We start from the raw sequence: 14,135 nt of genomic DNA on the forward strand, positions 1-14,135 counted from the left end.
CATCGGCTACGAGGGAAGAGCCCGTAGCGAACGGCCTCCTGGCTCACGCGATGCGCGAGGCCGGAAAGGAACTGCCCAAAGATCAGCGCGACATCCTCGAGGCCGTGCGTCGAGGCGCGGACAAGCAGCAAATCGCCGATCAGCACGGCATCACGGTCGCGGAGGTCGACAAGAAGCTGGCCGACGCGACCGCCGCCTTGGGCAAAGCCAAGAGCGCGGCCGTGGAAGAGCTGACCAATCACATCAAGCAGGTCGAGCCCGCTCCGCTCTATGCGTTGCAGGATCGCGTGAACGAGGTCGCGGGCGACTTTGCGAAGAAGATGACGGCGGCGAATGCGATGGTGACCGGGCTGAAAGAGGGCTTCGAGTTCGGCAAAGAACAGCACGCTTTCATCGAACGCCAGAAGGGAGAGATGGCCGGGGCGCTTCGCCGGTTGATCATCGAGGCGTTGCCGAGCGCTGAGCGCGCTGCATTGGCCGATGCCGTGACGCGCCTCGTTGCGGAGCCCGTGACGCTCCGCGCCGACGGCAAGAATGAGCAGCGGCTCCAGACCCTTTTCAAGAAAGCGATCGGCATCGCGGGTAAGACCCTCGACAAAGCCGAGGACCTGCGAAAAGCGGCAATCGTGGATGGAATCAAGAAGATTGGCGCCAACGCTGCCGACTCCCCAAGTATGGATGTCGAGTATCAGCGGCGGATTCTGAACCTGATCAGCAACCTCGATTTCTCGAAGCCGCGCGCCGACACCGTGGCCACGTTGCAAGGCACGAAGGACTACATGTCGCGAAAGGAGGCGTGGTTTGAGGACAACGCCGTTCCTAAAGAGATCGTGAAGAACCTCGACCGGCTCAACAAATTCCCCGTACGGGATCTTCCGACCCATGTGCTCGAAAGCATCCTCGGAGACATGGCACTTCTGGAAAAGCTGGGACGGTTGAAATTGAAAACGCGGGAGGCGGTGAAAGAGGCCCGGCGCGAGGTCGCTCTGGCCACTATCGCCGCGGCGAAGACGACCCCGCTCAACCTGACGGCGATCAAGAAAGCGCAGCCCGGTGAGGAATTGCCGTGGCAGGACCGGGTGAAGAACTGGATCGCGAAGAAGACGAATTATGCCCGGGTGTTTGACCGCGCGCTCCTGCCGATTGCAGCCGTGGCCGACGGCCTCGGCGACGGGAAGGGCAACTACGCCGGAGCGCTGGAGCGTCACATTCACGGGCCCATCGATACCGCCTACAACGAGATCCTCGTGAACCGCGAGTCCACGCTCAAGCCGATGGAGGATCTGATCGCGAAGCACAACCTCTCTCTGGCGGACAGCGAGAAGTTCGGCGTCTACGCCATGCTGCAGCAGGCGGGCGGGGAAGAGCGATTGAAAGCGATGGGAGTGACCGACAGGACCATCGCCGAGAATCGCGAGGCGCGGCCGGCGTTGCTGGAGGTCTATCGCGAGTGGCAGAAAATCGAGCAGTCGATCTTTCCTCAGGTAACGAAGACGGCGCGCGACGAGTTCAATCAGCACGTTCCTAAGGTCGAGAGCTACTTTCCGATGATGCGCGATCACGATGCCTTTGAACCCGATCAGGCGCCGGTCGAAGTCGAGGGAGGCCAGACCATCAGCTACGACCCGACCGCCATGCTGCGCGGCCTCGTGGACGACTTCTCGCCGATGCCAAAGAAGCGGACAGAAGCCGGCTTCACCAAGGAACGGGTGAACAACGCGGCGACGCCGATCCGGCTGGATGGATTCAACGTCATCCGCCGGCACGTTGGCGACGCTCTGCACTTCATTCACATGCAGCCAGTGCTGAGCGATGCGGCTCGCGTGGTCTCGGATCCAATCTTCGAAGAGAAGTATGGCGACGCCGGAACGAAGATTTACCGGGACTATCTCGATACGATCGCGCGACAGGGCGGGGTCGACGCGACGCGACGCAATGCGACCCTCGACGCTATCCGCAAACGGCTGAGCATGGGCGCGATCGGTTTCCGGCTCGCTTCGAACATCAAGCACGCCAGCAATGTCGGGCTAGCCATGTATCACACTGGCGGCCCGGGCTGGTATACGAAGGGCTTCCGCGCGGCGGTGAGCGGAGAGGCGAACGACTGGATTTCACAGCACATGGCCGAGGTGAAGGCGCGGCACGGCGCCGAGCCTGGGCAGGAAGAGCTCGAGACCGGGGAGCCTGCGGCCAAGTGGCTCGGCAAAGCCTCCGTCGCCGCACAGAAATACGCTTTCTGGATCGCGCGCAACATTGACCAGGTCAACGCGCGAGCGACCGCCCTCGGGGCTTACATGCACGAACTGGCCAAGGCCGGCAAGGACCCGGACAATTACCTCAACGAACCGGTGAGCCGGGATCGCGTGAACCTCGCCCTTACCCGGATGCGGCGCGCGGTGGCGTCTGCGAACCCCAAGGATCAGCCGCAGGCTCTTTCCCGCGGCACGGCGGTCTTTGAAAACGCTTCTTTCGCCAAGACGTTGCTCGCCTTTCAGAACGTGTTTCTCGATCAGTGGAGCAACCTGCGGCACGAGTTCGTCCGCGCTGGCATTCAGGAACGCGACCCCGGCAAGGCTCTGGCCATGGGCGGGGCGTTGCTGGCGGCGACGCTTTTGGAGACCGGGATCGAGCAGCCGCCAGCGCCCACAGGACCGCTGCCGACAAACGTCATCGATGACAGCGGCTCGGCACCGGCACCGGCACCGGTATCTGGAACGCAACCGATCACCGAGGATGCGACCGGAGGCGCAGGAGCAGCATGACGGCGCAGGACTACCAGAAAAAGCGCGCTCTCCTTCGATCCTACGAGGCGCTGCTCAAGAGCCCTGCCTACATTGAGCTTCACGAGAAGATTCAAGAGGAGCATCAGAAATGCCTGAGCGGTCTGCGCAATCGGACGATCACGGTGGCCGAGCGGCAGGAATTTCAAGAGGGCGCGGACGCTACCGAACGTCTGTTGTCCTACCCGCAAGATCGAATTGCGGCGCTCACAAGGGAGACCTCGCTCTCGCAAAAGGAACTCGACGCCTTGCGCGGCCAATTCGAACCGGAGGACGAGCCGTGAAGTTTTCGCTTGCCATAGCACAGCGCGTTGGCAGTGCCGCTTTCTCAGAAACAGACCGCCTATGAGCCTCTCCATTTCACTACCCAACGGGTTCACGAATGTCACCACGGCAGGAACGGCAGTTCCGCTGCTCGCACTGACCGATCTCAACAAGCTCGCGAAGGGCGTGGCCACGGTCCTGCTCACGGCCCGCAAGAACAAGACCACGGCCAACACGGGCGACGTCTACATCGGCAACAAGGCGGCGCAGAGCCAAGTCCTTTCGCCCGGGCAATCGCTCGCGATCGATGTGCGCGCCGGGGAGCAATTGAGCCTGGCGGATATCTTCCTCGATGCGGCCACGAACGGCGACGGGGTTTCCTACCTCATCAAAAAGTCATGAGCGATCTTACTCTTTCACCTGCTCCGACGATTGGCAGTCTAGCACCATTCGTCAACACGCAAGCCGGAGCCAGCTACACGGGCGTTTCGGCAGATCGAAACGCGCTCGTGCGGATGAACAACGCGGGCGCGAACACGTTCACGATCCCGCCGAATAGCTCTGTTCCGTATCCAGTCCCCGCCGTGATCTACGTCGAACAGGCGGGCGCAGGAGCAACGACCATCGCAGGCGGCGCAGGTGTCACGGTAAATGGCGTAGGCGGCTCGCTGACCATCGGCGCGCAGTTCGCCACGGTGACGCTGCTTCAGGTCGCGGCGGATACTTGGGTGGTGACAGGGATTCCATTTAACACGGCTGCCACCGGCCCGCTGACCGGCACGACGCTCGATTATCGCACTCTGACGCTGCACAGTCCCAACGGGCTGTATTCATCTACGATCCTCGTTTCGGATCTTGCGCACCTAACTTTCGCGCAGGACACGATGCGCTTCAATAGCGCGGGCGGGACTCAATACATGCAGCTCGATGGCAACGCGGCGAATGTGTTCACCCCGCTCGTCACTGTCCCTGTCCACGTCAGTCAGCTTCCGGCAGCCGGGGCGGGAAACTACGGGGGCCGCATGTTCGTCGATGACGCGCTGACCACTCTGGTTCTGGGATTAGGCACCACAGTTGCCGCTGGAGGGGCGAACAAAGTCCCCGTGTATTCCGACGCTGTAACTTGGAAATACGGATAAGTGAATGCTCATCGGATCACAACGCTCGCCAATCGTGAGGGGCTTCGTCTTCGACGGAGATTCCCACACCTACGGAAATGCTGACCCCGCCAATGCGTGGCCGAACTTCCTGCACACGCAACCGCGCGCACTGCCTTACATCCTGTCCAACATCGCGACCAACGGCGCCACTTGGGGCTCTGTTTCCAACCGCTATGCTGCGTTCGCTTACCCGCTCTCGCCTGCCGGTCGTGGCGTTCCCTGTGGCTACTGGTTGCACATCGGCAGCAATAACATCGCTATTGGCGATTCCGGGGCATCCATCTACGCGGGCGCTGCGGCGATTCTGGCGCGAGCAAAAGCAGATGGATTCGATCCCATCGGCGTCACGCAGCCTTGGGGGGATGACAACTTCACCAGCGATCAGAATACGCAACTGCTGGCCTACAACGCGCTGCTTGTTGATGACCCGAGCATTACGCCCGGCCTCATCTTCGACGGATACACGATCATCACGCCGTTCAATAGCGCCCCATACCACACTGGCGGCGACAACCACCTGAATCCGACCGGGCAGGCTTTCTACGCGAGCAACGTCTACCCGCTGTTGCTGGGTTCGAACCGATTTTGACGACATGACCAAGCCCTTCCCATTTCTCACCAACTGGCAGGAATGGTGCACCACTTTTGCGGCTGCAGTGGCCGCCACGTTCACCGCACTAAAACTCATCCCAAAGATCGCTAGGGTGCTCAAGATCTTCTACGAGGGCGCGCTCTTCATGGTGGATATCAAGGATAACATGAACGCCATCGAGCGGCGCATTATCGACCGGCTTTCCCGGTTGGATGACGGTCAACTGAACATCATCGAAGGTCGCCGCCAGATGTTGAATAACGACGTGCACCGCGTCTGGTTCATCACGGATGGCAAGGGCAAGACGGAATGGGTGAACGACACCTGGCGCAAGTGGACGGGCATCGACCCAGACGACGCGCGCGGCAGCGGCTGGGAAAACGGCATCGCGCCAGAGGATCTGCATCGGGTCATCCAAGGGTGGCAGATGGCAATCGATCATCAGCGCGGCTACGCGGACGCATTCAGCTACATCGATCGCGAGGGACGGCGAACCCGCGTCGAGGTTCAGGCGAGCCCGATCCGCCGCAGTGACGGGACAATTCTCAACTATTTCGGCAACGCCCGCCTGCCTGGCTCTCCCTCGTCCGTTCCCGGCCATCCGTCCCTATGAACCCTCCAAACCATCTTCGTTTCATCGTGGCTTGCCTCACAGCCATCGCCCTCGCCAGCGCGGTCGCCGGCGGTTGGCTGCTCTTCAAGGGCTACCAGTCCGGAGAACTCTTCGTCGGCATCGTGAGCACGGTCGCCGGCGGGCTCGTCGGCATGATCTCCATGCGCGGTTCGACGCCAGCGAATCCGCCGACCGATACGACCACGACTATTTCCTCGACCAGTATCGCGCCAGTTAAAACAGAAACCCAAAATCCATGATCACCTCTCTCATCTCGCTGCTGCTCTGCGCGCTCGTTCTCTACCTCATCTGGTGGGTAGTGGGCCTCTTCATCAGCGACGGCACGATCATGAAGATCATCGGGATCATCCTTGGCCTCGTTCTTCTTATCTACGGGCTGCGCGTCTTTCATATCGCGCTGCCCTGACTGCTCACGACCTCAACCCAACCAAATCCAACACCATGAAATCGAACCTCCTCACGCTCACCCTTCTCGCCGCTCTCGCCTTTGTGCCGGGCTGCACCTCCACGGGCGACCTCACTCCGCAGGCAAAAGCGATCATCGCCATCGCCAAGCCGATCGCTGACGAAGCTCTCATCGCGGCCGCGGCGCACTACGGCGTCCCGCCCGACGACACGAAGGCCATCCTGCTGGCGACCGATTCCGTCTACGGCGCGATCGTTCAGGCGCGCAATGGCCAGCCGGTCGACAACGGATCGACCGTCGGCGCGGTGGGAGATGCGATCGCTGGCGCCATCCCCGCAGGTGCGAGCAACGCACAGACGATTACCGCGCTGACCAATGCCGCGGCGATCTTGAAGGCGAAGGCCGCAACCACGCAGACGCCGACTGGCGCGCAAAGCACTTTGCCGACGCTCTACTACGGCAGCCAGACCGTCAAAGGCGTACGACTCTCCGGCCCGAAGGTCGTCTTGCGCGACGAGTAATGAAGGCGCTGGCTCTCGCTCTCGGGTTGGCGGCGTTCACTGTCGTTCTGGCGGGTTTCCTCCGTCGAAATCGATGACTTCAACTTTTCGCTTGCCATAACTCACGCGCGCGGCATGGCGCGCAATCGTCGTCAGTCCAACACTATTAGCCACTCCCACATCCTATGAGCAATCCTGCCAAACTCATCTCCGCCGCGAAAGCTCTCTTGAAGGCCGCCGGCCTCAGGTCGAACGTCGGCGAAACCCCGTATCTCGCCACCCTCGCCCGCGGCATCGTGGACAAGGCCGGCAACGTCACGATCAACGCGGAGACGAAAACGATCACGGGTTACACCGAATCGAAGATGCTCAAGAAGGGCGTCGTCACGACCTACACCGGCGCGACCGATGCCATCGACATCTCGCTTGGCGACATTTTCATTCTCAACCGCACTGGCGCTGTGGACGCAGCGACGCTCGCCGATCCCGCCGCCGCCGATGAGGGCCGGGTAATTTGGATCAAGAACGGCGCCGCACAGGCCAACACGATCACGATCACCAGCGGCCTCGGTGGCAGCGGAGCGGCCTACGGTGCGCACGTCGGGTTCGGCATGCAGTCGATCTATGGAGTCGATGAACGCCGCCAATGCCGCCGCGTCCGCGAGTATCGAGAATCTGCATACCGAAGTGGACGCGACCGTCAACGCGGTGCAGGAGCATCTCGAAACCGTTGAGCCCGCGACTGCTCCAGAGACCGCTCCCATCGCGATGCGAGCGAAGATGCTGGTCGTCGGAATGAAATACAGCACGCCGGGCGACCCACGGCAGTTCAATCTCGATATGATCGCGGTCGGCGGCGACAAAGTGCAGCATGGCTACCCGCCCGATGGTTCGGACGAAGACAACACGTTCGCCCACTGGTCGCCGAGTGGCAGCCTCAGCCTCAGCGTGGTCAACCCCGCGCTATTCGGCAAGATCAAGGAGGGGGAGAAATACTACCTCGATTTCACGCTCGCGAATGCCGCGCCGGCAGAGGTTGTCCCCGAGCCCTCCAGTAGCTCTTCCTCGTCCAGTTCGAGCAGCGCGGCGCCGACCCCAGAGGGTGAGATTCTTCCCGCGTCGAATCCGCTGACCGCAGCCGACTTCCCGGGCGGCGTGATGCCGACCGCACCTGAACCGATCATTGAAACGCCTGCGAGTTCTTCGTCCTCGTCCAGCAGCAGCCTTTCCGTGGTTGCCGTCGAACCGCCTCCTGTCGTTTCCGCCGAACCCGTTCCAGCGGAGGCCGCCCCCGTTGGTGAGTCGGCTCCAGCCAACTGATTATGCCTCCCGCATCCAGCACGCCGGAGCCGCTTCCGGTCATCGCCACGCTAGTTCTCCTGAATGGAGGCTCGAGCTCGACCAAGAAACTGCCGGGCCGCAAGGCGCGCTACGATTTCAGGCTCGTGCAGAAAGCTGGCATCGCTGGCCGACCCGCTCACGTTCGCGAATATACCTCGCTGGAAGTGTTCCACGGGGAGCAGGCTGACCTGGCGCAATCGCCGGCCCGCATGCAAATCCTCGTCAGGCTGCATGAGATCGATCCGGCGAACGCGGCGAAGTCTGCGCTTGGAGCGTTCGTGCGGCATCTGGCAAATCCGAAAGAGAAGATGCGGGCGGCGCAAGAGTTGGTCGACCTGCTGCAGGTTGAGATTACCCGTCTCGAAGAGGTCTCCAAATGCGGCGACCCGGAACCTTCGGACGAAACCTCGGACGGCGACCAAGAGGGCAACGGGCCCCGGACCCCGCGCGAGGAGCGCGCCATGATGCTTCGCCGCTCTCCCGAAGAGTATGTTCGCCACCTTCTGCGCGACGAATATCAGATCCCGGACGTTCAGGTATTGAACAATCTGGATGGGATGATTGAAGCGGTTCTAAATTTCGAAGAGGAGCGCGGTGACTTCGAGCCAAAGGCGGAGGGCGAGGAAGGCGGCACTCCGACGGAGCCACCGGCCGCGAGCGGGGATTCGACGCCGCCGCAGACGCCCCCGGAGCCTGGCGCCCCTTACACTGCGGAAGGCTTGGCTCAGATGCCGATTGACGACCTCAAGGCCGTGGCCGCGAAGCTCGGTTGCCGCGGAGGCAATCGACGCACCATGGCCAAGAACATTCTTGAGAAGCAGGCCCAATAACCTGTGAAAGCCATTCCGTTTCCACTGCTCGGACTGTTCGTGGCGATCATTTTCACGCGCACGCTTCAGCCGCTCCCGTGGAAAGCGGACACGACCCACCTCTACCCTTCTCGCCGGTCTCGATAAATGGCCTTCGTCGCAAAAGCTCTGGCTGACCTGATGTTCGCTTACGTCGATCAGAGCGGCACGTCCGGGCCCAGCGGCGATGTCACGAACGCGACCGCCTCGGACAAAGCCTCGATTGCCCTGTGCATGACGCAGGCCGCCCAGGAGGCGCGCAAGATCAACCCCAGTTTGTTCGCGCGCCGCGTGGGCACAGTGCTCAAGCCGGCAGCCTCGGGAACGATCACTGTCACTCAGTTCGATACGGCAGCCACCCTCGGCACGCTCGTCGTCCCCAACGATGGCTGCACGGTGCGCATTGCCAGCGGCCTGGACAACGAACTCAACTTGGACCCCGGCGGCGCCAGCTATGCGTTACGCCGCCCGCACGAGGGCGCGAGCGGTTCCCAGACGGCACAAATCTGGAACGATTGCTGGGTTGTAGACGACGGGACGACCTACGGGGGAGTGCTCGGAACGGTCACTGCGAACGGTCGCCCGATCGAGCAGGTGCGCTCCGCCGAGCAACTGGACCGCTTCCGGCTGATCAACGATTACGGCGTGCCGACGTATGCCCGGCTGCGCACCCAAGGCATCATCGCGGCCGTGATGTGCGAGCAATGGGCCTCGCCCTTTGTGAAGAAGGTGCAGACCCGGCTCCGATTCGCGCCCATGCCGGCGAGCCTCACGAGCATCGAGGCCGACCTGGTCATCGCCGCTCCCCGGTTTTCCAGCGCGGACATTCTCAGCACATCGATCACGTTCCAGATCCCGCAACAGATTGACGAGCTGCTGCTCTTCCCTCTGGCCATGAAGCGGATGATGGCCCAGCCGACATTCCGCGCGCCCAAGGAAACCCGGGCCGAACTCGAGGAACAATACCGGGGCGCAGTGGAGACCTTGAAGAACCTGCGTGGCCACTACGGCGGCAGCGCGCGCATCGACGTTCGAGGGTAACCCGCGATGGCCACGCCGTTCCAAGCACTGGTTGCCGAGATCAGGGCCCTCGACGGGGCGCCAAAGGTCACGTATCCCGAGGGCAGCGCCGCGCATCCCGTCGTTGAGCGAGTGCTGCGCATCCGGCGCGGCACGCAAGCTCCCGTTTTCGGGCAAGCCGACCCTGACACTGCGCAGTTCCCGAACAACACGCTGGTGCAGCAGGTCGACCTGAAGAACGACGGCCAAATGGTCGAGGTCTACCGGAAGTGGAAGGTCCTTCCGGGGCCAATCCTTATCTCAATCAAGATCAATCAGGATTCCGGGCTTCCGATCTTGGTCGCGCGGCAGGAGGTCTCAGGCAGCGACACCTTTACGGAAGGTCTGATCATCCCCGGCGTTTTCACCGTCCAATCGATCGCTGTCGGATCAGGCGGCAAATCACTGGTGACGCTCACAGCCAACCACGGGCTACCTCCACAGGCCTGGATCGCCTTCTCGTCGACCAACTCGACGCCTGTTCTCGACGGCAATAAGTTCATCGTCGATGTGCCAGCACCCAACCAGGTGCTCATCGGCGTGGACGTAACGGTCGCGGGCACGGCCGGCTTCATGCAAGGGATCAACCCGATCAGCCGCGAGCTCGAGTCGACAGGCAATAAGAACGTCAACGTGAAGGTCGAGAGCATGGTTGCTGTGGCCGACGTCGCGACCTACAACGAGGACGTTCAGTGCAAGAAGGACTATCCGTTTCCGGACTTTCTGAGATCGATCGATTGCTACCGGGATCTCGCGTCGTCCAGCGGGATCAGCTCGAGCTTCAACAACACCTCCAATTTCTCGTTCAACGGAACGGTCGCACTCGACATCCAGAACGGCTACCATGGCCCCTGCGACGCGATGAGGCACATGCTGCTGACCCGCACGGCACCGGACAACACGGCGATCCTCAGCACCTTCGTCATGCCGTCCTCGGGGCGCGTGATTGTCCAGGGCGGCGGGCAAGGCGCTCAGATGAGTCTCGACGATAGCGGTGGCTTCAATCTGTCGGGGAGCCATTCCATCAACTTTGGCGGTCACCCGATCCCCGCTGTGCTCACCGGGCCGAGCCCGACCTTGACCATTCACGGGACCGGGCAGGCGGAGTTCACGCTCAACCTCACCCCATCGATCCCAACGCACTTCACAGTCGGGGAGATCATCAACATCGTCGATCAGCCGCAACAGATGCTCGGCGGACTGTTCTGGCAGCAGTTCTGGTGGGAAATCACCGTGCCTTACACCAGTGGGGAGGCGCCGCCGTAAAATGGACGGCGAGTACGACATCACCAGCATCTTGCCGTCCTGGCAGCAGGGGAGCGGTCAGCCATACGTGGACCGCCCCGTGCTCGAGCCTGCGCGCGGCGGGTTGCAGGACGACGAGGCGTCCGACCTGGCTTTGCCGATGGATGGGGCGGCTGGAGCGAGAGGGGCAGCCGGCGCGGCTGGGCCTGCGGGCGGACCCGGTAGCCGCGGCGTCACTGGAACCAAGGGCAGCAGGGGAACAAGTGGGGGAAGCAGAGGTAGCAAAGGCACGCAAGGCACCAGAGGCACCAGAGGGCCGACTGGCACGCGTGGCACCATAGGTCCTCAAGGCCCTCAAGGGACCATAGGCCCTCAAGGCACGATAGGCCCTCAAGGACCACCGGGGTCTCCTGCCATGTTTACCGGTCCTAAAGGCGACAAGGGCGACAACGGTGCGCCCGGCTCACGCGGATCCGCCGGCCCCAAGGATAGCATCATCTGGACAGAGCGGGGCAACATCGCCTTCTCCTGTTTCGAGGGTGCGCGACCGATGGTCTTCGACGTCTACCAAGTCGAAACGATCAGCCAGCGGGTTCTGTCCGACGACTTTGAAGGCCAGCTTGCCTTACGCCCCGACTTCGTTGCCTCTGCTGTTCCAGAAAGCCTCTTTGTGTTCAGTGTGGCGCCCGATTATCCGAGCCCATTCGCCTGTCGGATTCGCGAGAACCATGTGTGCGTATTGACTAAGGAGCGCGCCGCACGAGTGACCGTCGTGGTCGCCGGAATCCATCGCGACTTTCCCGATTGGGACATGCCGCACAAGACAGACGCGCAGCGGGAGAAGTCCCGCGCCTTCTGGGGCCAAGAATGGAGATAAGCACATGAGCGAACCACAATACCAACCGAACGGCACCACGTTCAAAATCAACGGCACCGAGTGGAAGATCGTCGGGCGACTGCCGAAGTTCTACCGGTTGGAAACAACCGACCCCGGCGCCCCCGCCAGCACGATTCTGCAATTCGACCAGGTGCACGACCTGATCAAAAAGCAAAAGCAAGGAGCTGCGAATGTCGCTCTGGACTGACAACGGCACCGGTTGGCAGAAAGCGTCGCTGGCGCGCGTCGACAATCCCTCCGCCGCGTTCCTCTGCTGCCCGGGGCCATCGCTCGCCCAGGTCGCCCGAGATATCCGCGGGCCGGGGCGCACGGTCTACGCGATCAACTCCGCTTACCCGCACGTTCGGCCCGATGTCTGGTTCGGCCTCGATCGCATCGCGTGCCACGATCCGCGCGTCTGGTTTGAGCCGTTCGCCAAGGTGACGCGCTACCTGAAAGACGACACGTCCCGGTTTCGCGGTCACCCGAATATGCTCTTCGCCGATCTCGACGAAGCGCCGCTGGCCAGCATGTTCTTGCGCCGGGATCCGGACACCAAGTTTCTCTGGGAGCACAGCACTTTCCTTTTCGCCCTGCACTTCCTCTATTGGCTCGGTCACAAGCAGGTCTATCTCATCGGCTGCGACATGGGCGGCCCGGCCGATTACCACGACGGCCGCGAGTTGACCCGTGAGCAGCGCGGCAACAATCGCCGCCTGCACGATCGTCAGGTGACGCTCCTCCGCGAACTCGCGCCCGTTGCCCGACGTCACGGCTTGCAGTGGGTCAGTTGCACGCCTGGCTCACGCCTCAACGCCTTCTTGCCGTTCGCCCCGCTCGACAAGGTTCTGGCCAAGTGCACCGCCGACATGCCGGCGGTGCGGCCGCTGCTTCATTCCGTCGAGGCGGACGATATCGCCGAAGGAAAGAAAAAGCCGGCGCCCGCGGCATCCCCGACCTCGGGCCCGAAGTGGGCTGCCGAAGCCTGCCGGAAACTCATCGCCGATTTCAAGTTCAACACGGTCCTCGATGTCGGCGCCGGGACCGCGCTGGAGCACTCGCGCGAATTCCTTGCCGCTGGTAAACGCGTTACGGCTACCGATCATCAAACGCCGCCAGAGTTTCCGAAGGGCTTGAAATTCATTCAAAGCGATTTCACCGCCGCCGAGTCGGCGGCGTGGAAGGGGGGATACGATTGCGTCTGGTGCAGTCACGTCCTCGAGCATCAGCGCAACCCCGGATCACTGATCGACCGGATGATTGCCGCACTCAAGCCGAACGGCATCCTCGCGGTGACGGTGCCGCCACTACAGCACGCCATTCTCGGCGGGCATCTGACCGTCTGGAACATGGGTCTGCTCTGCTACAATCTCGTGCTGGCCGGCCTCGACCTGCGCAAGGCCACGCTCCTCGAAGCAGACGGCAACATCACAGTCATCGTGCGCAAGAAGACGTTCGACCTCGCCAAGCTCGGGCTGCACTACGACAAGGGCGATATCGAACAGCTCGCCCGATATTTTCCGGTACCGGGCCTGCGGCAGGGATTCGATGGCCGCGCGATGGCGAACCAGTAAGCGCTATTTCAACTGCGCGACCACTTCCTGAACTTCCTTGAGTGCAGCATCCGGGTTCCCTCCGTGAGTCTTTCGCACGAGCATCTTCCCCTCGCGATCGATCACGATATAGATCGGTGTGTGTGTTTTATCCGCCGGATCGATCCATTGCGAAATTGCCGGATTCCGCATCGTCGTAAAGGCAGTGATGAAATTACCCGCGACCATCTTCTTCGTCTCCGGATTGTCGTAGAAATAATGCAAGTAGTAGTCCGACGAAAGGCCGCTCTTCCCCTCTGGGGAGCGGAAGAAGACATCATCCCAAGCGACGATCCACACCGGCTTATGTTCGGCAGCGCCCCGCTTCAAGGCCGCGGCCACGTCTCGACTGACCGGACCGGAGAAATACTTGGCCGGCGTCGGTTCTACAGGAGGGGCCGAGACGGCGAGCTGCGTGAAGGTGAAGACCAGGAGGGAGGCAAGCCACGATGTTTTCATGAGGAAAGAAGACGGTTTGGAAAATGCGTCGTCAACCGAGTTTTTACATTATCGGAAGTCTGCATTGTTTGGGAGTCGGCTGCACACCCAGAGGAAGCAAACCACAGCGGCAGCGGCTCCGATCATCGTGGCGAGGCTCGGTAAAAAGGCTTTGGCCATGAGAGTCGCGCACATTCCGACGCAGGGCGATGCGATCAGCGCGAATACGCCGAGTTGATTGAGCTTTGCTTTTCTGGATGCTCGATAGCGACGCCACTCCGCCTCCTCGGTGACCTGCTTTAGGAACGCATCGGCAAGGGTGGGCTTCCCGACGTCTACGAGCACGTCGTGAATGTCGCGGCCGTTCGCGCTGAGTTCTTGGACTCGACTGTCCATTGT

General features: G+C 61.8%; 19 protein-coding genes. 17 read left to right on the top strand and 2 right to left on the bottom strand.

Features of this window, described 5'->3' with window-relative positions; all coding sequences use genetic code 11:
* The 17 genes from ABJF10_RS21245 to ABJF10_RS21325 form a co-directional block, all read left to right on the top strand.
* On the top strand, window positions 1-2,762 hold a 2,762-nt coding region (locus ABJF10_RS21245), incomplete at its 5' end, for a hypothetical protein (RefSeq protein ID WP_348546615.1).
* Window positions 2,759-3,064, top strand: coding sequence for a hypothetical protein (locus tag ABJF10_RS21250; RefSeq protein ID WP_348546616.1), 306 nt, complete (start codon window positions 2,759-2,761; stop codon window positions 3,062-3,064). The genes ABJF10_RS21245 and ABJF10_RS21250, both read left to right, overlap by 4 nt.
* A gap of 61 nt (window positions 3,065-3,125) precedes the next feature.
* Complete coding sequence (locus ABJF10_RS21255) at window positions 3,126-3,446, top strand: hypothetical protein (protein WP_348546617.1); 321 nt, start codon at window positions 3,126-3,128, stop codon at window positions 3,444-3,446.
* Entirely contained in the window at window positions 3,443-4,183 is a 741-nt protein-coding gene (locus ABJF10_RS21260) for a hypothetical protein (protein WP_348546618.1), read from the top strand. Before ABJF10_RS21255 ends, ABJF10_RS21260 begins: the two co-directional genes overlap by 4 nt.
* A gap of 34 nt (window positions 4,184-4,217) precedes the next feature.
* Entirely contained in the window at window positions 4,218-4,793 is a 576-nt protein-coding gene (locus tag ABJF10_RS21265; RefSeq protein ID WP_348546619.1) for a hypothetical protein, read from the top strand.
* A gap of 4 nt (window positions 4,794-4,797) precedes the next feature.
* Window positions 4,798-5,409: a PAS domain-containing protein gene (locus ABJF10_RS21270; RefSeq protein ID WP_348546620.1), complete on the top strand. Its 612-nt coding sequence runs from the start codon at window positions 4,798-4,800 to the stop codon at window positions 5,407-5,409.
* On the top strand, window positions 5,406-5,669 hold the full coding sequence (locus ABJF10_RS21275; protein WP_348546621.1) for a hypothetical protein: 264 nt from the start codon (window positions 5,406-5,408) through the stop codon (window positions 5,667-5,669). Before ABJF10_RS21270 ends, ABJF10_RS21275 begins: the two co-directional genes overlap by 4 nt.
* Window positions 5,666-5,836: a hypothetical protein gene (locus ABJF10_RS21280; RefSeq protein ID WP_348546622.1), complete on the top strand. Its 171-nt coding sequence runs from the start codon at window positions 5,666-5,668 to the stop codon at window positions 5,834-5,836. Before ABJF10_RS21275 ends, ABJF10_RS21280 begins: the two co-directional genes overlap by 4 nt.
* A gap of 35 nt (window positions 5,837-5,871) precedes the next feature.
* Window positions 5,872-6,357, top strand: coding sequence for a hypothetical protein (locus ABJF10_RS21285; RefSeq protein WP_348546623.1), 486 nt, complete (start codon window positions 5,872-5,874; stop codon window positions 6,355-6,357).
* Between the two features lie 164 nt (window positions 6,358-6,521).
* Window positions 6,522-7,070: a hypothetical protein gene (locus ABJF10_RS21290; protein ID WP_348546624.1), complete on the top strand. Its 549-nt coding sequence runs from the start codon at window positions 6,522-6,524 to the stop codon at window positions 7,068-7,070.
* Window positions 6,970-7,656, top strand: coding sequence for a hypothetical protein (locus tag ABJF10_RS21295; protein WP_348546625.1), 687 nt, complete (start codon window positions 6,970-6,972; stop codon window positions 7,654-7,656). Before ABJF10_RS21290 ends, ABJF10_RS21295 begins: the two co-directional genes overlap by 101 nt.
* Before the next feature lie 2 nt (window positions 7,657-7,658).
* A complete protein-coding gene (locus ABJF10_RS21300; RefSeq protein WP_348546626.1) occupies window positions 7,659-8,507 on the top strand; it encodes a hypothetical protein in 849 nt (282 codons plus the stop codon).
* A gap of 126 nt (window positions 8,508-8,633) precedes the next feature.
* The gene (locus tag ABJF10_RS21305) at window positions 8,634-9,566 is read left to right on the top strand and encodes a hypothetical protein (RefSeq protein WP_348546627.1); all 933 of its coding nucleotides are present in this window, start codon (window positions 8,634-8,636) and stop codon (window positions 9,564-9,566) included.
* A 6-nt stretch (window positions 9,567-9,572) separates the two neighbouring features.
* Complete coding sequence (locus ABJF10_RS21310) at window positions 9,573-10,850, top strand: hypothetical protein (RefSeq protein WP_348546628.1); 1,278 nt, start codon at window positions 9,573-9,575, stop codon at window positions 10,848-10,850.
* A gap of 394 nt (window positions 10,851-11,244) precedes the next feature.
* Window positions 11,245-11,706, top strand: a complete 462-nt coding sequence (locus ABJF10_RS21315; protein ID WP_348546629.1) for a hypothetical protein — start codon at window positions 11,245-11,247, stop codon at window positions 11,704-11,706.
* Window positions 11,707-11,710: 4 nt separating this feature from the next.
* Window positions 11,711-11,914 (top strand): hypothetical protein, encoded by a 204-nt coding sequence (locus ABJF10_RS21320; RefSeq protein WP_348546630.1) that lies wholly within the window; start codon window positions 11,711-11,713, stop codon window positions 11,912-11,914.
* A complete protein-coding gene (locus ABJF10_RS21325; RefSeq protein WP_348546631.1) occupies window positions 11,898-13,280 on the top strand; it encodes a class I SAM-dependent methyltransferase in 1,383 nt (460 codons plus the stop codon). Before ABJF10_RS21320 ends, ABJF10_RS21325 begins: the two co-directional genes overlap by 17 nt.
* 3 nt (window positions 13,281-13,283) lie before the next feature.
* Here the strand turns inward: ABJF10_RS21325 and ABJF10_RS21330 are convergent, their stop codons facing one another.
* Both ABJF10_RS21330 and ABJF10_RS21335 read right to left on the bottom strand, forming a co-directional pair.
* Window positions 13,284-13,757 (bottom strand): hypothetical protein, encoded by a 474-nt coding sequence (locus ABJF10_RS21330; protein ID WP_348546632.1) that lies wholly within the window; start codon window positions 13,755-13,757, stop codon window positions 13,284-13,286.
* Between the two features lie 48 nt (window positions 13,758-13,805).
* Window positions 13,806-14,135, bottom strand: a 330-nt coding sequence (locus ABJF10_RS21335) for a hypothetical protein (protein WP_348546633.1), incomplete at its 5' end; no start/stop codon positions are given.

Origin of the sequence: Chthoniobacter sp., from assembly GCF_040003245.1 — a bacterium.
GTDB lineage: Bacteria > Verrucomicrobiota > Verrucomicrobiia > Chthoniobacterales > Chthoniobacteraceae > Chthoniobacter.

What these genes read in the sequence shown, in the direction of transcription:
- ABJF10_RS21250 (WP_348546616.1), top strand. Translation starts at nt 2,759, where the DNA reads ATGACGGCGCAGGACTACCAGAAAAAGCGCGCTCTCCTTCGATCCTAC.
- ABJF10_RS21255 (WP_348546617.1), top strand. Translation starts at nt 3,126, where the DNA reads ATGAGCCTCTCCATTTCACTACCCAACGGGTTCACGAATGTCACCACG.
- ABJF10_RS21260 (WP_348546618.1), top strand. Translation starts at nt 3,443, where the DNA reads ATGAGCGATCTTACTCTTTCACCTGCTCCGACGATTGGCAGTCTAGCA.
- ABJF10_RS21270 (WP_348546620.1), top strand. Translation starts at nt 4,798, where the DNA reads ATGACCAAGCCCTTCCCATTTCTCACCAACTGGCAGGAATGGTGCACC.
- ABJF10_RS21275 (WP_348546621.1), top strand. Translation starts at nt 5,406, where the DNA reads ATGAACCCTCCAAACCATCTTCGTTTCATCGTGGCTTGCCTCACAGCC.
- ABJF10_RS21280 (WP_348546622.1), top strand. Translation starts at nt 5,666, where the DNA reads ATGATCACCTCTCTCATCTCGCTGCTGCTCTGCGCGCTCGTTCTCTAC.
- ABJF10_RS21285 (WP_348546623.1), top strand. Translation starts at nt 5,872, where the DNA reads ATGAAATCGAACCTCCTCACGCTCACCCTTCTCGCCGCTCTCGCCTTT.
- ABJF10_RS21290 (WP_348546624.1), top strand. Translation starts at nt 6,522, where the DNA reads ATGAGCAATCCTGCCAAACTCATCTCCGCCGCGAAAGCTCTCTTGAAG.
- ABJF10_RS21295 (WP_348546625.1), top strand. Translation starts at nt 6,970, where the DNA reads ATGAACGCCGCCAATGCCGCCGCGTCCGCGAGTATCGAGAATCTGCAT.
- ABJF10_RS21300 (WP_348546626.1), top strand. Translation starts at nt 7,659, where the DNA reads ATGCCTCCCGCATCCAGCACGCCGGAGCCGCTTCCGGTCATCGCCACG.
- ABJF10_RS21305 (WP_348546627.1), top strand. Translation starts at nt 8,634, where the DNA reads ATGGCCTTCGTCGCAAAAGCTCTGGCTGACCTGATGTTCGCTTACGTC.
- ABJF10_RS21310 (WP_348546628.1), top strand. Translation starts at nt 9,573, where the DNA reads ATGGCCACGCCGTTCCAAGCACTGGTTGCCGAGATCAGGGCCCTCGAC.
- ABJF10_RS21315 (WP_348546629.1), top strand. Translation starts at nt 11,245, where the DNA reads ATGTTTACCGGTCCTAAAGGCGACAAGGGCGACAACGGTGCGCCCGGC.
- ABJF10_RS21320 (WP_348546630.1), top strand. Translation starts at nt 11,711, where the DNA reads ATGAGCGAACCACAATACCAACCGAACGGCACCACGTTCAAAATCAAC.
- ABJF10_RS21325 (WP_348546631.1), top strand. Translation starts at nt 11,898, where the DNA reads ATGTCGCTCTGGACTGACAACGGCACCGGTTGGCAGAAAGCGTCGCTG.
- ABJF10_RS21330 (WP_348546632.1), bottom strand. Translation starts at nt 13,757, where the DNA reads ATGAAAACATCGTGGCTTGCCTCCCTCCTGGTCTTCACCTTCACGCAG.